This window comes from Paenibacillus sp. FSL H8-0168 (assembly GCF_038592955.1).
In the GTDB taxonomy this organism is placed as follows: Bacteria; Bacillota; Bacilli; order Paenibacillales; family Paenibacillaceae; genus Paenibacillus; species Paenibacillus polymyxa_B.
Genome location: NZ_CP151948.1, coordinates 2448950 through 2466691, shown reverse-complemented (window position 1 = coordinate 2466691; position 17742 = coordinate 2448950). Strand labels below are relative to the sequence as shown.

At 46.9% G+C, this 17742-nt stretch carries 14 protein-coding genes; all 14 read right to left on the bottom strand.

The window, feature by feature from the left end; all coding sequences use genetic code 11:
• Positions 1-45 precede the first annotated feature (45 nt).
• A complete protein-coding gene (locus MHI21_RS11630; protein WP_342420042.1) occupies positions 46-345 on the bottom strand; it encodes a DUF6509 family protein in 300 nt (99 codons plus the stop codon).
• Positions 339-2306 (bottom strand): ATP-dependent DNA helicase, encoded by a 1968-nt coding sequence (locus MHI21_RS11625; RefSeq protein ID WP_250268182.1) that lies wholly within the window; start codon positions 2304-2306, stop codon positions 339-341. Before MHI21_RS11625 ends, MHI21_RS11630 begins: the two co-directional genes overlap by 7 nt.
• A 475-nt stretch (positions 2307-2781) precedes the next feature.
• On the bottom strand, positions 2782-3276 hold the full coding sequence (locus tag MHI21_RS11620; RefSeq protein WP_341161621.1) for an RDD family protein: 495 nt from the start codon (positions 3274-3276) through the stop codon (positions 2782-2784).
• 397 nt (positions 3277-3673) lie between these two features.
• Positions 3674-4810, bottom strand: coding sequence for a glycosyl hydrolase (locus MHI21_RS11615; RefSeq protein WP_341161622.1), 1137 nt, complete (start codon positions 4808-4810; stop codon positions 3674-3676).
• Between the two features lie 56 nt (positions 4811-4866).
• The gene (locus MHI21_RS11610) at positions 4867-6777 is read right to left on the bottom strand and encodes a glycosyl hydrolase (protein WP_342420041.1); all 1911 of its coding nucleotides are present in this window, start codon (positions 6775-6777) and stop codon (positions 4867-4869) included.
• A 28-nt stretch (positions 6778-6805) separates the two neighbouring features.
• The gene (locus MHI21_RS11605; protein WP_342420040.1) at positions 6806-8710 is read right to left on the bottom strand and encodes a heparinase II/III family protein; all 1905 of its coding nucleotides are present in this window, start codon (positions 8708-8710) and stop codon (positions 6806-6808) included.
• Between the two features lie 206 nt (positions 8711-8916).
• Positions 8917-9909, bottom strand: coding sequence for a cation diffusion facilitator family transporter (locus tag MHI21_RS11600; protein ID WP_061831926.1), 993 nt, complete (start codon positions 9907-9909; stop codon positions 8917-8919).
• A 248-nt stretch (positions 9910-10157) separates the two neighbouring features.
• On the bottom strand, positions 10158-10427 hold the full coding sequence (rpsN, locus tag MHI21_RS11595; protein WP_342420039.1) for a 30S ribosomal protein S14: 270 nt from the start codon (positions 10425-10427) through the stop codon (positions 10158-10160).
• 263 nt (positions 10428-10690) lie between these two features.
• Positions 10691-11659, bottom strand: coding sequence for an ABC transporter ATP-binding protein (locus tag MHI21_RS11590; RefSeq protein ID WP_342420038.1), 969 nt, complete (start codon positions 11657-11659; stop codon positions 10691-10693).
• Positions 11652-12635: an ABC transporter ATP-binding protein gene (locus MHI21_RS11585; protein WP_342420037.1), complete on the bottom strand. Its 984-nt coding sequence runs from the start codon at positions 12633-12635 to the stop codon at positions 11652-11654. The genes MHI21_RS11590 and MHI21_RS11585 overlap by 8 nt, the downstream gene beginning before the upstream one ends.
• A gap of 13 nt (positions 12636-12648) precedes the next feature.
• Positions 12649-13575 (bottom strand): oligopeptide ABC transporter permease, encoded by a 927-nt coding sequence (opp4C, locus tag MHI21_RS11580; RefSeq protein ID WP_342420036.1) that lies wholly within the window; start codon positions 13573-13575, stop codon positions 12649-12651.
• 15 nt (positions 13576-13590) lie between these two features.
• Complete coding sequence (locus MHI21_RS11575) at positions 13591-14544, bottom strand: ABC transporter permease (RefSeq protein ID WP_342420035.1); 954 nt, start codon at positions 14542-14544, stop codon at positions 13591-13593.
• A gap of 107 nt (positions 14545-14651) precedes the next feature.
• Positions 14652-16373, bottom strand: coding sequence for an ABC transporter substrate-binding protein (locus MHI21_RS11570; protein ID WP_342420034.1), 1722 nt, complete (start codon positions 16371-16373; stop codon positions 14652-14654).
• A 201-nt stretch (positions 16374-16574) separates the two neighbouring features.
• Positions 16575-17510, bottom strand: coding sequence for an ArsR family transcriptional regulator (locus MHI21_RS11565; protein ID WP_342420033.1), 936 nt, complete (start codon positions 17508-17510; stop codon positions 16575-16577).
• Between the last annotated feature and the right edge of the window lie 232 nt (positions 17511-17742).

Here is a 17742-nt window from a genome sequence, read left to right as displayed (position 1 = left end):
TATGTTAGCTATATACCAGCTTTGCTAGCTAAGTGTTCTATACTATTACTTCACTGTTTCACCCTTTACATGTTCTTTACAGAAGGTCTCAACAGCTTGCAACTCATCATCTTCAAGTTCAAGATCAATGTAACGATTCGTTACTTTTTCAATTAATTCATACTTTAGCAGTCCCGTCTTTTCTTCGTCTACTAAATAAAGACAACGGATATACAGTCCGTTTTCAGTGTATAGCTCGTCGTCCTCCTCTACCTCTACATCAATGATAAATTCATAACGCTGTCCAGTCAAAATACCAAAAGCATCTTTAATCTGATCTACTGTGTACGTTGTAAAGTTCAACATGTTTTTATTCCCCCCGGGTTTCCTTCAATTACGGTGCATTCTACGCCCGCAGGCAGTAGTTGTTCAACTTGTGTACGTACTTCTTGACGACTCAAATCCTGACCCATGATGGATATCCAGCCCCGATCATTACGCGAGCGAATTAAACGCCCTATGCCTTGTCTGAGTCTAAGTGCCATGTGAGGCATATCTATCTGAATAAACGGATCTGCTGCATCCTTACGCAGAGCCGTAAAAACCGGATCATTCGGAGGAAATGGCAGTGACCAGATAATGACGTGCGACAGAGAAGGTCCAGGAATATCCAATCCTTCCCATAATGTAACAGCGCACAACACACTTTCCTCATCATTCTGAAAAGCTGAGATCAGATGGCTGATTTCAGCCGAACCTTCGTACAGAAAACGATAGGCAGACGCCTCCGGGTAGGCAACGAGACCCGTCTGGAATGCAGCCAGTTCTTCCTGTGAAGGAAACAGGATAAGCGCTCTTCCCTGTGATTTCTCCAGCAGTGCCAGTGCTCTCGGGATTGGATCATCCCCCGCTTGCAACGGGTACAGTGCAGCTTGCATCTGATCACTGTAGTCATAAGGTGAAGCAACAGAAAACGTTAGCGGATTTTCAATACCGAGACTCTGCGCCATATAGTCAAAAGAGCTCTCTACGGAAAGTGTAGCTGAAGAGAATACGATCGGTATATGCTGCGCAAATACTCGTTCTTTGAGAATCTCTTTTACCATCTTCGGCATAACCACAAGCGTTAATCCATCCTGATCCTCCATCACCCACGAAATGAGAAGTTCAGGACGCTTAAACAAAGCCAACGCGGTTTGAATCATTTCCAAATGTTCTTCCACAATTTTGACTTGATACTCATCCAAAGAGAATAGCCCGCTTTCAAATACAAGCTCTTCCTCAATCGTGCCGATCAATTCACCAAAGCGGTTTACCTCTCGAATCAGCGACTCATTCAGGATGAACTCTTTGCGATTAGAACCCTGTACAGGCTGACTGTTCTTATCAAGCGCAGCGAACAAAGCCTCACTTTGGGAGATCGCATCTTCAATCGTCATTGCCAAAGATTCCCGCACTTCTCCCTCCAGCAATCGGGTAATTATAGATTCAAACTGAGCGTGCTTAAGCTTGTAGGTAAGCGCATTTTGTGCCGCTGTCTCCAGCAAATGCCCTTCGTCAAAGACAACAGAGCTGTGCTCCGGCAGCAACGGCAGCTGACCCTCGCGCTTTCTCGCTTCGTAGGTCCATACATGCTCCATATAAAAGTCATGTGAGCAGATGACCAGATCTGCCGCTTTACGGTAATGATCACGAGACAACGTCTGACCGCAACGATGCCGCTGATGGCAAACGAGACAGTCTTGAAATACATCCCATCCGAGTCTGCTCCACTGTCCATCTGTTAGCTCGGGATATTCCTTTCGGTTCCCGTAAGGAGTGAAGGACTGTAACGTATCTGGAAAATGAACAAAATCCGGCAGTTCCTGATAAATATCACGGAAAACATCTGCGTCCTCATCCAGTCCGCCTCGTACCTCATCCAGCTTATTCAGACAAATATACTGATCCGGCGACTTCCCCAATCTGGCATCAATCGTCAGATTCAAATGCTGTGCCAGCTTGGCAATATCCCCTTCCGGCTTTACCAATTGTTCAATTAACGATTCGTCCGCACAGGCGATAATCGCCGGTTTTCTCATGTATCGGGCATATGCAATAGCGTACAGCAGGTATACGAGCGTTTTACCAGTGCCCACACCTGCTTCTGCAAAAATGGTCTTTTTTTCCTTATAGGCACGTTCTAGCTGGAATGCCATATAAATTTGTTCATCCCGAACCTCAAAACCGACTTCAGGCAAAACTTCATAAAATACATCCGCAATCCAGTCACTTGCCTGCTCAATAAACGGCTTGGACGGATCAAAGGCAAAAGGGTAAGTAGTCAATCGGGCTGTGCCTCCAATTCGTTCATAATGTGCATCCTTTCATTATAACGCAAAACAAGCTAAAAAGAACATGAAAACTGTAAGAACAGCTTACATTTTTTATTTCGCTATAAGAATCCCTTTAAAATAAAGGGACATACTTTTGTCTGAGTGAGACGCTACGTGTAGCATTTGATCCTACAATCGCTGTTACCCCGGGATTCTCAGATTTTCATAAACCTTTTAAAAGGTAGAAATCCCATGGCAAAGGCGAACGCTACGCTTCTCCAGATTCAAATCCTCCACTACGCTGCACACCACCGTTGTATCGTTATTTTATAAATGATAAATGTCTTGCTTTCCTGACAAAAAAAGTAAAAGAACCATAACAAAATGAAAAAACAAATAACCACCTAATGTATTGCAAGCATTAGCTGGTTTCTTGTTAATTGAAGAATATGCATTAAACAGAAGCTTTGGTGATCTCCTCTGATACTTACAGAAAAGACGATTGCTGCTCATATCGCTGCAATTCTTTTTTATGTACAACAAAGGTGTTGGCACAAAGATCGTGGAGTCCCTGTTTTTTGGCAGTAAAAGCAACCACAATATAAATAATTTGAGCAATTACAAAAGAAATAGCCTTAATCCAATAACGCCCTGAGGCGTGTAAAAATCCAAGACGTTTTCCTTCCTTGTCCACGACAACTAAAGAGAACGCAAGCTTACCCGGTGTAGCCTGTACTTTCGATGATTCCCATAAACCACAATACAGCCATGGTAGCACGAGCCAAAAAATCAGCGGCATCCAAATTAAAAACTCTAATATGAAGCCAGTCTCCTCTATGCCCAGAAGGGCTGGAGTAATAGAAAGTATACTCCCTACTAAAATGACTAATAAAGTCATGATGATCAGATCAATCAAAAACGCTGCTGTTCTTATCCAAAATCCTCCGTATATTCTTTTTGTACTATCACTTGTTGCTGTCATGATATGTATAACTCCTTTTGCAAATGAGATTTAAAATCCAGTTTATTCCTTTACACAAGATGATATCATACGGTTACCTACCTATATTGTCAATTTACGAATAAATACGCTTAAACAAGTAAAAGGACCTATTTCCATGCATCAAAATGAAAATTTTCATAGGAATTAAGAGCTTATATACAATGATTTTTCTTTGATTGGGTACAAAATAGCGCAGCTATGATCTCTTAACTACCCATAAGTAGTACTTTGGCATCGAAATAAATTCAGCCCTTTCAGGCATAAAAAACAGCGCATATGTAAATGAAATTACACACACGCTGCCTCACAATTCATTCCGTAAATCTGAAAAACGATAGGACGATTAAAAATGAGTTCGTTCTTGCACGCTTATACACTATATTTTTTTGCATTCAACACTAAACAAACCTTCTTCACCGCGCAGCTTTGCCAATGCCTCGACAAAGAAATAATCGCCATAGATAATGGGAACGTTGATGTGTTTTTGCTCAGGATAATGTACGGTCCCGTTCATCAGCAATCCCTCATGCTCCTCGCCCCACGCTGTACACGTATGATGCAAGCCCTCGAGGATAGATTCTGCAGCTTCTGTAAAATGCTCCGCACGCGTCGAATATTTTGCCAGCTCCAGCAAACCACTGGCCGCAATTGCCGCAGCCGATGAATCCCATGCCCCGCGGTGCTCTTCTTCTGCTCTAAAATCCCACACAGGCAGGCAAGCATCACCCAACTGGGATAGGAAAAAATCAGCCGTGTTCTCGGCCACCTTCAAGTAACGCGAATCGCGCGTGTACCCATACGAAAGAGTAAAACCATACAAAGCCCAAGCCGTGCCACGTGCCCAGGCAGAACCTGGAGCAAATCCCTGTCCGCCATGCTCGGCGACCTTTTTTCCAATCTCCGGATCGAATTCGACCACATGTGTGATAGAACCGTCTGAACGAACAAATTCACGTGCTACGGTATCTGCATGCTGCACAGCTAGAGCGGCAAAACGCGGATCTCCGCTTTCCTCCGAAGCCCAATAAAGCAAGGGTAGATTCATCATACTGTCTATAATCGCAACGCCCCGTGTATCCATGTCCTTCGAGGGAAAGTTCCACGCGCGAATAAAACGGCCATTCACGTTAAAACGGGCAGCCAGCAGATTGGCAGCCAACAGCCCACGTCTTCTGGACTCTAAATCTCCGGTCAGCCGATAGGCGGCCACACCGCTGAGCAGCCAAATAAAGCCAAGATCATGGTCTACAGCTTCGCTATTATAGAGTATTTTTTCCAAACGACCCTCGCACCGCTGTGCAATCCCGGCAGCCACACTGTCAGGACGCGCCCGATTGACTAGCCATAGCAGCCCCGGATAAAAGCCTGCTGTCCACCACGCTTCTTCACGATTATCATAACGTCCACCCTCAGCAACATGTGGAAAAGTGTCTCCCAGTCTTGCCGCCAAGGCAAGCGTCTTATCCAAAGCCAGCTCCCACGATTGCTCCAGCCACGCTTCTGCTTTCGTCATTTCTTTTTCCTCTCCTTTTTCCACATGTTAAACCATATTTATGGCTCTAGCTCTATCTATTCAGGTAACCGAATGATAAAGGAAATGCGGTTGCCTTCACATTCCAGACGCGCTCCCTTAAGTAAACCATTCCGACAGGCCACGGAAGCTAATTCTTCCGGCCAAACCACGTTCGTTCCTTCCGTCGTCGGGATGACTTCAAGGCTTGCACCTGCGTATTCTACTCGAATGCTTTCCGTTTCTTTCCCAGCTGACATGACATGATGAATAACACTGCGCTCCCGACCGTCGTACGCCATTAGGGGAATAAGTGCCCCTACATTCTGAATATTGCCTTGAAGCTCATACGCCACTTCAATTTTGCCGGGTACCTGACGATAATGCGTTCGGATTTCCCTCACTCCCGGGAATGGGCCTTCCCACAGGAGTGTAAAATCCGTTGCTCCGTCAGACGCTGAGCTTTGTTCCATCTGTACGGTTCCTCCACCATCCTGCGGGTCAATCCCTCCATCCCGGTCGAACTCCAGCGTACCGGGAATGCCCTCCGACAAGCTGTGCCACTTTCCGTCCTCCGTTTGCCAGGCCGGGGTGTAGCTTAGCGGGAAAATATCTCCCTCCGCGAAGCCTGTAAAGCCGCGGTCTGCGTGACCTGCTGAGGACGGACCGATCAGCGACGGCAGCGCAGACTGCTGAATACGCACGATGCCCGGAACATTGTACGGATCGTTGACCGATGTTTGCACAAGCATTTGCTGCCCCTCTACGGCTGCAATGACAGTCTGGAACCAACCATCCGTTGCCAACACCCGGCTGCCGATCTCCGCCGGGATGAAGGTTGGGGAAATGCGATCCATCTCCTCCCCATGTAGAAGGGTGTGGGCCAGCACAGCCGCCGTCCACAGACTGTAGCAGGTATGATTCGAGTACACCTCAAAGCCATGCCGTGCCTCGGACGAATAATGGTTGCGGACGATATGCAGCTTGCCGTCATCGGTCTGCCAACGGCTAATGGCTTGCCAGCATAGATCTGCTGCCCGTCGGAACGCACCTGCGAGCCCATGCTCTCCTGCTGTAAAAGCTTGCTGAGCATGTGTTGTAAAGACAAAGGCCGCCGCCGCTTCGTTCCACTGATGCTGCGCGCTTCTTCCACGCGGCGGAATTTCCCCGTGCGGGGATAGCGCCAGCAATGTGCTGAGCGCTCCCCTGCGAAGGTGGTCACGCAGTTCGAGTGCGCAGCTGCCATCATATCCGTTCTCCAGCATTACACCCAAATGAAAACGTGTAACAATATCGTAGGCAAATGGACTATTGGGCCGATCCAGCGGTCCATCCTGGTACAGGCCCAAGCCGGTAAAACGAGGCAGGTGGTAGCTGTAGATATACGTCTCCATCCATTCCGAATCGGCTGCAATTCCTTCCGCTGCACGCAAAAACTCGCCGGAAATCATAATCGCATTCCAGTTGATCATCCGGTTCGGATTTTTCATTTTGCTCATCGTAAAAATGTAGGTCTGCTCCGGCTGAATCCTGCTCAGTTGCTGTTTCCAAGCCGTGGCTTGCTCTGGCACAAGATTTTTAAGGAGCCGATACGCGCCCATCATCATAATTGGAAAAAAGTCTGGGTGGTGATCTGGCGCTTTTTCCTCCACTACACAAGCTATGCTATGCGTCAAGGCCGCAGCAGCAGATTCCAGTAAATCATGCCGACCTTCTTTGACCAACACCGCCGCAGCCAACGCATAGGAGGGGGTGGAGTAGTACCGTTCACTTTCAGAATGGGGGTCAATGATAGCTCCGGTTTCGTCCTGATGCAGGGCATATGCGCGAACCAGCTTTTCCAGCACAGCCAGCTTATGTTGGTGAGTCCATCCGTCATTCACTCGATTTGGCGCGCTTTCCACCTGTTCTATAAATCTCTCCAGCTCCGTCTGCCAAGGGTACACGCTGCCTGTCTGCAGCTTATTCATCCTGTCTGCCTCCCATTCAAAATGAAAATTAATGTATGGTAAAAAACAGATTGCAATCTACGCTTGCAGAACCGTTCCATTGATTGGAGTCCAGTTGCAGCGATGTTTTATAAAACACAAAAGGAATTCCGTCATGATCTATGTGCTTCACAGCCTCCAACCCCGCCCGCAGCACGCTGGCATCATAATCTAACCTGACCCCTGCGTTCGCTCCCTTCCATTCCACGAAGCCTGCTCCCAGATTAGGCTGAATACGACTGATCAAAAGCTCCTCCACATCCCGTGACTTCATGCTCACGCCAGACGTTTCAAACTCAAAATGATCTGTGACGGTAAGCCTTGCCCCCTCGTTTCCCTCCAGCACATTCCATGTAAAGGAGCGGGTGAAGACTGCCAATTCTTCTACAGGATAAGCAGATGTCAAATCAAGCTTAAGCCTTGTGCCCGTCTGTACCTCCTCCTGCTCATCCAAAGCAATATCCAGCACAGCCGCCTTTGCCTGTGCGCCCGATTGCTGCATAGTCCCATTGATGACAGGCACGGAATGACCGCCGGAGGAGATATTAATAATCGACTCTCGTCCCGATGAAAAATAGGCTTTCGTGTACAAGCCTGCTCCCAGATCGCACAATATATTTTCGCCACCGCCATGAAGGATGAAATGTCCAAGATCGTTATGATTGTGCGGTTCATTGTTATGCCCAGCCTTCGCTGAAAATGCAAGCATGACACCTGGTTCACCCTTTTGGCTTTCGGGTCCACTATGGCTGGAACTGCAGCTGTGGCACATCAGCCAACCGAGTTGCGGCAAATAATTGGTAACGGTCTCACCGCTCCCGAATGCCAGAGGATTCGTCCAGACCAAGTTGCGCAATACATGAGCCCAGCGGCGACAGGGGTCTTCCAACAGACCAGGTACGCGGAAAGGGAGTGTAGATGGTCCTCCTTGCAAAGAATTCAAATGAGAAATGAGTCCGGAAGGCAATCGTTCCGTTTCACTACTGTCCGAATAATTAGCGAAAATACCATCCGACAGATGAACCCGCTCTGCAAAGGCTGCGATTTGCCTAACCTTTTCCGAGTTCAGAATATCCACAGCTCCCTCGGTAAACTCACGCAGCATATCGGCAAAATAAGTGAAATAACCAAAGCCGTACACCCAGTAACCTACTCCTTCGGGACATCCCCCGTCCTCTCTGTAGCCTGCCAAAAAACAATCCAGCGCGCCCAGCATACTCTCGATGGCTACCGCTCTGGAAAAGTCGTCTTCTACCAGCAGCAATGCTGCAATTCCGCAACCGGAAGCACATACTGCCGACCAATTATGATCTGCGGTTTCCCATCCAAAATGACGAGGCTTCCAAAAAACGGGTTCCAGCACACGACGTTCAATCTCTTCGTGCACCTGAGCGACCACATGGCTAGCCAGTTGTTCTCCTAGCAGCAATAAAATTTCAACCAGCGTTTGTGCTGTTTCGGACGCGAATAAATCCACCTGCTGCCAAGGCGGTGTTACTGTGTCCTCTTCATTGACATGTGCAGGAAGCGCCCATGTGTACTCGCTACATATGTCCAGCAGACCGCTTTCCACCTCTTTCATCTTTCGAGGCTCCGGCTTGACAACAGCTTCAAGCACTATAGCAACCAGTCGTCCACGCCGTTCAAAGTACACATCCTCATACGGCTTGCGCTCTCCTGTATTAGTAAATTCCCGAAACAGAGACAACGGCAGTTCAGGCCATGATGTTTCCCGATTATCTTTACAGACACGCACAATATCCATCCAAAGTTCGGCGTATATCGGCTCAGAGACAGTCGTCCGCAGCCTTTTTGTCCAATTACTCCTTAACCGTTGCCTTGCTGAATCCTGCATGCCGCCAGCCAGCGCCTTAACGAGCCGCGAAGCAGGCCAAGCCTCCCTCAGAAGACTCATCTGCATTTCCTCCTCATGAGAAGCATTTGTTTCACCTTCTTTTTTGTTAACGCTTTCATTGTATCTAACAATCATTGTAAATTCAAAGGGGTAGCAAAACAATTGAGAAAAAATAAAAGAACCTCTATGCCCCGTTGCCGTGGTCATGGAAGTTCTTGTTTTACACTAGTGCCAATCTCCGTCCAGATTCGCTTTGATCATGTTTTCTAAACTGTGGGTTTCTCTTGTTTCCACTTTCTAATCCCGTCATCCTCCAGAATACCCAGTGCTGCATCTGAGATATTAGGATCACGCAGCAAGGCGTCCTCGACTCTAAATTTAATATCGTCAGCATCTGCCAGCGTCATGCCCGGCGTAAGCTCAATCAACCCTTCCACGTGATAATAGCGTCCCTCCTGTAAAATACGCATTTGATAAATATCCGTAACATGCGTATCTGCGAGAATAATGGAAGCCACACGTTCTTCGATATCAGGAGGAGCAGATACACCGATCAAACCTACCATGTTGTCGTAACCGACCCGGAAAGCAACACCAACCATCAGACAACCGATGAGAATACTCGAAATTCCGTCCAGCAGTTTAAAATCTGTCAGCGATGTGACCACCACTGCTAGCAAAGCGAGTACTCCACCCGTTGTTGCTACCAAATCTTCATAAAACACCAGCCGGGTTGGCGGTGCAGCACGCCCCACATGACGGAACGCAGAGGTGAAAATGCCTAACCCCTTCGCTTCTACTCTGGATTCATGCAGCACTTCTTTCATCGCTTTGCTCCATACAAATCCGTCCACCACTAGTGACAAAATCAGTACTATAACATTAATCCAAAATCCATGTGTAGATTCAGCCGGATGCTGCAGCAAATGAATACCTTCCAATGCGGTTTCATAGGCCATAATCGTTACGACAATAACGGCAACCATACAGAACAGGTTAATCACTCGTCCAAAGCCGGTAGGAAAGCGTTTTGTCGGTTTTTTCTCTGCCAGTACACTGCCCGCGAATACAAACATTTGATTCACTGCATCCGCAATGGAATGCATCATCGTAGCAAACATAGAACCGCTGCCTGTCAAGGCAAAAGCAATTCCCTTAATCAGAGCAATGCCGGTATTCCCTAACGCCGCCGAGCCTGAGGATTTGTTTCCTTTTTTGACCATACTCCAAAAGGAGTCCTCTCTCTCTTTCACTTCCATCTTGTAGCTCCTCCTGAGGTATACATAATCTGATATATCATCGTTTGTTATGTATTATTTTTAACCCGTCCATATTCTACCTAACCAGCTGAGGAGAATCAATACAAACGATAATATTTTCCATGGAAAAGGAATGCCCCATGTCCCCTACGACATGAAGCATTCCCGTTACAACCTTCTATCAGACATACCCTCAGGTTAACAACACAGATAATCTCCATGCGCTGACGATTGACATAAGTGCCTATTTACCAGCTTGATTTCGTAATTCCTGGAATTTGGCCTTTATGTGCCAACTCGCGAAATGCGATACGAGACAGCTTGAATTTTCGCAAGTATCCTCTGGGTCTGCCTGTCAGCTCGCAACGGCTTTTCAGACGGCTTGGAGATGAGTCACGCGGAAGCTTTTGCAAAGCTTCGTAGTCCCCTTTTGCTTTCAATTCACGTCTCAGATCCGCATATTTAGCTACAATTTCCTGGCGTTTCTTCTCTTTTACGACTTTTGACTTCTTGGCCATGTAAAGCTCCTCCTTGTGATATATGCCAATCATGAAGGTTCACCCTCACTACCGCGAGATGGATGAACACGGATATGGACATGATTTCACACCTTAAATAGTAATAATTACGATTAATATTTAATATAACGTTACTCCAGGTGTGTTGTCAACCCAAGCGGTTTGAATCACAACATTAAAAAGCCGTTGAAACAGTAGAACCGATTCATTGTGGTGAACGGTCTGCCGTTTCAACGGCTTTAAAATTTGTTGACTAGCTCTGTTCATTCAGCCAAATGGCAAGCCACCCAGTGATCTGGACGAGCCTCACGATAGAGTGGAATTTCTTTAGAGCAACGATCGATTGCAAAGGGGCAGCGAGTGTGGAACTTACAGCCCGATGGCGGGTTAACCGGACTTGGAATATCCCCCTTGAGCAAAATTCGTTCTCTTTTCAGCTTCGGCACCGGAATAGGTACAGCCGACAGCAGCGCCTTCGTATACGGATGCAACGGATTCACAAATAGCTCGTCACGCGAAGCCGTTTCGACCATGGAGCCTAAATACATCACGCCAATACGGGAACACAAATGTTCTACCACGCTCAAATCATGCGAGATGAACAAATATGTCAGACCCCGTTCGGCCTGCAATTTGGCGAATAGGTTAATAATCTGCGCCTGTATGGACACATCCAGCGCTGATACCGGCTCATCAGCGATAATTAGATCCGGCTGAAGTGCCAGCGCCCGGGCAATGCCGATCCGTTGGCGTTGCCCTCCCGAGAATTCATGGGGAAAACGGTCGATATGATACTCTGACAATCCACATAGCTTGAGCACGTCCAGCACAATCTGCCGGACCTCCTCCTTCGTTGCTATACCATGATCCAGTAGCGCCTCACCAATGGCATCACCAATCCGTACACGTGGATTCAGTGAGCTATAGGGGTCTTGAAAGATCAGCTGAATTTTGGGACGAAGTTCCTGCATCCCTTTGGCAGACAGGCTGTGCACATCTACCCCTTTGTATTTTACGGTACCGTCCGTTTTATCTGTCAATCTAACAATCGTGCGGCCCACCGTGCTTTTACCGCTCCCCGATTCCCCTACCAATCCAAAGGTTTCACCCTGACGGATCGTAAAGCTAATATCGTCTACCGCCCGCACATGTCCTGAAGTACGGTTCATAAACCCGGACTTCACCGGAAAGTACGTTTTTAAGCGGTCTATTTCCAACAACGGCTCAGCCATGAACAACCGCCTCCTCATATAACCAGCAGGATGCTTTCTGCTGAGCTGAAACTTCTTTTAATGTAGGCTCCTTTACACGACAAATGTCCATGCAATGCCCACAGCGGTCGTAAAAATAACAGGAAGTCGTCAGCTCCAGCGGATTAGGGACCTGCCCGGGGATGGAATACAGTTCCTCTTGGCGCTGATTAAGCACCGGTTTGGATTTTAGTAACCCCTGTGTATATGGATGCTTAGGATGATTGAACAGCTGTACCACTTCGCCTTCCTCGACGATCTTGCCTGCATACATCACTATGACGTAATCAGCCATTTCGGCGACAACACCCAGATCATGGGTGATTAGCATGAGCGACATATTGGATTGAGCTTTAAACTCACGCAGCATATCCAGAATTTGCGCCTGAATCGTTACATCCAGCGCCGTGGTTGGCTCATCCGCGATAAGCAACTTGGGACCGCAAGAAACAGCAATGGCAATCATAATTCGCTGTAGCATCCCCCCGCTCAGCTCATGCGGATAGCTTTTTAAAATCTGCTCTGGCCGGGATATACCGACCTGTTCGATCAGCTCCAGTGCTCGCTTACGAGCTTCCTTACGGCCCATTTTCAAATGCTCAATCAGTGGTTCGGATAGCTGTTCACCAATGGTCATGACCGGATTCAATGAAGACATCGGCTCCTGAAAGATCATGGATATTTCATGTCCGCGAATCGTGCGCATCTCATTTCTGCTAAGCACTAGTAGATCGGTTTTCTCAAAGCGGATGCTTCCGCCTGCCACTTTACCACCAGGACTCTGGATCAGACCCATGATCGACATCGCGGTAATACTTTTGCCGCAGCCCGATTCACCGACAATGCATACCGTTTCCCCTGGCTTCACACGGAAGCTGATATCATCCACCGCTTTAACCGTTCCTTCTTCTGTATAAAAATGAGTGCTTAAATGTTCAATGGAAAGTAAATTGTCCATGGTGTATGATCACCTACCTCTTATGTTTCGGGTCAAGTACATCCCGCAGCCCGTCACCAAAAATATTAATAGCGATGACTGTAGCAAAAATAGACAGTCCTGGCGGTATCCACAACCAAGGTCGTTGCTGAAAATCCAGCACATTGTTGGCGGCATCAATCATATTGCCCCAAGTCGGTGTCGTGGGCAGCACACCAAGACCAAAGAAGCTAAGTACAGATTCACTCAGGATGGCTCCGCCAATATTCAATGTAGCAATAACGATCAACAACGGCAAAATATTCGGCAGCAGATGCTTGAATAGCTTTCGGCGATTCGAGAGTCCCAGTACTGTCGCGGCCTGCATAAATTCACGTTCCCGTAAACTAAGCATCTGGCCCCTCACCATCCGTGCAATCCCCGGCCAATTGACCAGACTAAGCATCAGCATGACAATATACATCCGTTGATCGGGTGGAACCTTCCAGTCAGATAGCAGCGCGCCCATAATAAATAGCAGCGGCAAACTGGGAATCGTCAGCAGCAAATCAGCAACGCGCATAATAATCTGATCCGCAATTCCGCGAAAATATGCGGATATGACCCCCAGCGTAGCCCCCAAAAACACAGACAATACCATTGAAGCCAAACCCACGGTAAGAGAAATTTGACCTGCCTGCATCACACGTGTCAGCACATCCCGTCCCAGCTTGTCTGTTCCTAACCAGTGATGGATATTGGGCGCCTTGTTCATCATTAATATATTTGTTTTATTATTGGAATAAGGAGAAAATAACGGACCGATAAAACAGAGCAAAAACATAAATACCACGACGAGCAGACCAGCCATAGCAAGCTTGTTTCTGAACAGCTGCCGGAGCGCTTGCTGCCACATTGAAGATTTAACAGTTGTTCGCAGTCTGCCGTTGCTCTTGCTCAAATTACTGCTCACGGATGACATTCCTTAGCCCCCTTCTTACACTTTCACACGCGGATCCGCGATGCGATACAAAATATCGGACAACAGTGTTCCGATAACGCTCAAAATGGCAATTAGCATCGTAAAGCCCATAAGTAGCGGATAATCCCGGAGCGAAAAGGATTGCATGTACAACTGACCGATTCCCGGCCAATTAAAAATTTTTTCAATAATCAGGGACCCGCCAAACAGCGCAGGTAATTCGAAGCCAACGAGCGTAATGGCAGGCAGTAATGCATTCCTCAATGCGTGCGTAAAAAGTACCTTTCTTTCCTTTAAGCCCTTTGCACGGGCTGTGCGTATATAATCCTGCTGGATCACGTCGATCATATTGCTACGGAAGTAGCGGGTCAACGACCCCAGTCCCAGCAGCGTCATAACGATCACTGGCAAGGTCATATGCTGGAGAACCTCCTTCACATACTCCATACCTGTAGCGTTACTGCCCGTATTGAGCATGCCACCGGGTGGCAACCACTTCAGGTCAACCGCTGCGATTTTAATCAGATACAACCCGATAAAAAAGGAGGGAACAGACATGGCAGCGAAAATCACCACCATTACCAGAGTATCAAACCATGAATACTGCTTATAAGCAGCAATCACACCGATAATGACCGCGATAAACCAGGTCAGGAAGGTCGATATAACGGCCAGCAAAAACGAGTTCCAGATGTACTCATTAAATAAGGTCAGTACCGGCTTCTGCTGGGCAAGCGAATAACCAAAATTGCCGTGCAGCGCATTGCCTAGCCAATTTCCATAGCGTTCAAGAATAGGCTTATTCAGGCCGTGAATTTCCCTCAGCTCCGCTTTTCTCTCCGGCGACAGCTTCAGATTGCCGCTAATGAAATCTCCCGGTGTCATGGCATACAGGAAAAAAATCATCATCGAAGCGGCCAACAAAATAATAACCATATACGTCAGTCTTTTCGTTAAAAACGAGCTCATGACAGACTCCTTTCAATTCAAGGTCAGGCTACTCATTACGTTTCCCCCATTTGGGAGGCCCCTTGATCTGACCCTGATGTTCTTCACAAGGGGCCCGCAAATGTGGCTTATTTAAGGGACCATTCGAACAGATTACCAGACAAGCCAATGAACGGACTGACCTTTACATGTTCCATCCGACCATTGTAGGCATACACCGTCTTCTTATAGTTGGTAAAAATAACGGGTAGTTCATCGTTTAGCAGCACATATAATTCTTGATATATTTTCTTACGTTCTTCCATATTCGTCGTAGACAAGCCTTTTTCATATAGCTCTTTTACCTTTGGATTGTTATATCCCTTGACTTCTCCATTGACGAATTGCTCGATTCCATCTGATGGATCTGTCAGCATGCCTGTCGAGAAGGCGGCAAGATCATAATCTTTACCTTCTACTTTGGCGACCATTGCATTAAAGTCTGCAAATATTTCCGGCTGAAGGTCAACACCAATCGCTTTGTAATTTTCAGCCGCAAGCGCAATAAAGGTGTCTGTTTCTGGACGTTTAGAGGTCAGCAGGTGAATGGTCAGCTTCTGTCCGTTTTTCTCACGGATACCGTCACTACCTTCTACCCAACCCGCTTCATCCAGCAGCTTCTTCGCTTGCTCCGGGTCGTAGTTGTATGGATTGATTCCATCGGTCGTGTAAGACCAGAATATTGGGGAAGCTGGAATGTTTGCAACTGCCCCTGCTCCCTGAGCTGCGTCGACATAAATGCTTTTCCGATCCAGTCCATAGGTCAATGCTTGACGAACCTTTTTATCCTTAAGCTTTTCATTTTCAAGATTTACTTGCAAATATCCGTAAGTGCTAGGGGTATAAGGCAAAATGTTTAAAAAGCCAAGCCCTTTTAGTTTGTCGATATTTTCCTGAGTTGCGGTGAATTGAGCAAAATCGGTATCGCCTGTTTCTATGAATTGCCAAGCGTCGCCTTCTGCTGTTTTGTAAATGAAATGCTGTGTTTTCGGTTTGCCTTTGAAAAAGTAATCATTCGCCTCTAGACGAACTTCTTGCCCCGGAATGAATTTTTCTAACTTATAAGCCCCATTTCCCAGAGGACTACTATGTAGATTCTTAAAATAATCCAGCTCTCCGAACTTATAATCCTTGCCGTAGTAGGCTTTGGACAGTACATACTCACCCAGAATCGGCAAAGCAAGCGCGTTTGGTTTTTCCAACGTCGCAGAAATGGTCTGCTCATCAATCACCTTGATTCCTGCAATTTGTTTTGCCTTGCCTTCCGTATAATCTTTGCCGCCTTTAATGTTCAGCTTTCGGATTTGGCTGTCACCAGGATAGGCTTTGTCATAGATCAACGTCCAGGTAAAAGCGACATCCTCAGCTGTCAAAGGAGAGCCATCACTGAATTTTGTACCGGGAACCAGATGAAACGTATACGTTAGATTATCCTTGGAAATATCCCAGCTCTTAGCCAGATTGGGCAGCGGAAGCCCCTTCTCATCTACCGTGACCAGCGGAGTCCACAACTGCGAAATCACGTTGCCGTCATAGCCGCTTTGGTTAAAATACGGAGTAAACACCCCAGCTGGGTCAGTCAGACCAACAATAATCGTGTCGCTTCTCTTTTGGGACACTTCCGGCAATTTGGATAAATCAGACGCTTGTACCAGACTTGTTAATGGCTGCGCTGTAGCGGCTGTCTGTGCGGCATCACTATTTTGCGAAGTAGCATCGCTAGCGCTATCTGATCCACCACTAGAGCAAGCTACTAATAAGGTAGAACTTGCCAGAAGTAGACTGCTGAGTAGAATAATTCCCTTTTTCAAAATAATCCCCCCAAGTTAATTTAGTAAATTCCGATCGAACAAGTTGTAATTAATAAGATAAATCTCATTATAGGAATCTATTCCGGTTCTGTAAAGAGAGAACTCCATTTTTATGTAAAAAAATAGACGTCCACTCATCTGGATTCCAAATGGTCGGCGTCTATTTGTTTAAAGTGTTAAAGTCTAACTGGTGCGTGCAGCCTAATTTCGCTCCATATAGCCCAGGATGCTCCGATGCATTTCATCTACTGCCAAAAGCCGTGCGCTATAGCCGAGCAATGTTTCACCATCAAAATGTGCATGGATGAAGCCAGAGGCACGAAGCTTAAAAATATGGTCGTGCGTGATTCCCTTGGACAGCTTGAGATGACGGACAATCTCAATAAAGGTGCGTGGAGACTGGCTTTGGTACAAATATTTTAAAATCTTGAGCCTGCTCTTCTCCCCCAAGCTTCGGATCATTCGATATTCCTGTGGGGATAAAAAATCGTCCTCCTGAACATAAATTCCTGCCGAGTAATGGCACAACAGGAGCGACCCAAATCGATAAATAATATTTATCGGCTGAAAATGATATTGCGGTACCAGCAACACCTGCGTCAACCCTTCGGAAGGCTCGAATCGGAAGCCATTAGTTGTACGATCCACCCACTCCATAGAGCTATATACGCCCTTCTCCCGGTTTCTGCGTTCCGCTTCCTGTTTCAGCCCGCTTAGAATCCTTGTATCCACATGACGAAAATACTCTTTATCCCAACCGGATAGCAGCTGCAATGCAAGTTTGCGAAGCTTCTCCATGTCGTCAGGCAGCGGTATCCCATAGGCTGATGCCTGTTCGTTTAATTCCTGTACAGTCCGGTTCTCCAGACGGTCTACGACCTCTTCAACGTTCCCCTGATCAGAAAGCATACAGACGAGTCCATAAATAACCTTCCAATCTGCATTGATTTCCATGGACTCCAGCAATTCGGACAAACCTGGAGACAGCGTTCCACGCACTTGCTCCGCCCACCCAGCTGATAAATCGGTCTTCTTGTAAGCCTTGCGACAAATAAAGGTGTGTAAGCTGCTGAGCAACTCAAACACCGGTCCATATGCTACATGTACATCGTAAGGAGCATTCACGTCGTGACTCATCGCTTTCTGTCCTCTTTTCTTTCATATCTGATGTCCATTATACATACTATCGTACACCCGTTCATTCTTAGTGATCCATTCATACGAGAATGTAGCAAAACACAGATACAAATATGAACGTAACAAGCATCATAATCAAGGCGCAAAAAAAGCCTGATCTCATCAGACTCTAACTGTTCAGCTATGAAATTAGAAAAGGTTGTCTCCCACAAATATCGTAGGAGACAACCTT

Coding starts and splice junctions, on each gene's coding strand:
- MHI21_RS11630 (WP_342420042.1), bottom strand. CDS start 345: ATGTTGAACTTTACAACGTACACAGTAGATCAGATTAAAGATGCTTTT.
- MHI21_RS11620 (WP_341161621.1), bottom strand. CDS start 3,276: ATGACAGCAACAAGTGATAGTACAAAAAGAATATACGGAGGATTTTGG.
- MHI21_RS11615 (WP_341161622.1), bottom strand. CDS start 4,810: ATGACGAAAGCAGAAGCGTGGCTGGAGCAATCGTGGGAGCTGGCTTTG.
- MHI21_RS11610 (WP_342420041.1), bottom strand. CDS start 6,777: ATGAATAAGCTGCAGACAGGCAGCGTGTACCCTTGGCAGACGGAGCTG.
- MHI21_RS11605 (WP_342420040.1), bottom strand. CDS start 8,710: ATGAGTCTTCTGAGGGAGGCTTGGCCTGCTTCGCGGCTCGTTAAGGCG.
- MHI21_RS11600 (WP_061831926.1), bottom strand. CDS start 9,909: ATGGAAGTGAAAGAGAGAGAGGACTCCTTTTGGAGTATGGTCAAAAAA.
- rpsN (WP_342420039.1), bottom strand. CDS start 10,427: ATGGCCAAGAAGTCAAAAGTCGTAAAAGAGAAGAAACGCCAGGAAATT.
- MHI21_RS11590 (WP_342420038.1), bottom strand. CDS start 11,659: ATGGCTGAGCCGTTGTTGGAAATAGACCGCTTAAAAACGTACTTTCCG.
- MHI21_RS11585 (WP_342420037.1), bottom strand. CDS start 12,635: ATGGACAATTTACTTTCCATTGAACATTTAAGCACTCATTTTTATACA.
- opp4C (WP_342420036.1), bottom strand. CDS start 13,575: ATGTCATCCGTGAGCAGTAATTTGAGCAAGAGCAACGGCAGACTGCGA.
- MHI21_RS11575 (WP_342420035.1), bottom strand. CDS start 14,544: ATGAGCTCGTTTTTAACGAAAAGACTGACGTATATGGTTATTATTTTG.
- MHI21_RS11565 (WP_342420033.1), bottom strand. CDS start 17,510: ATGAGTCACGACGTGAATGCTCCTTACGATGTACATGTAGCATATGGA.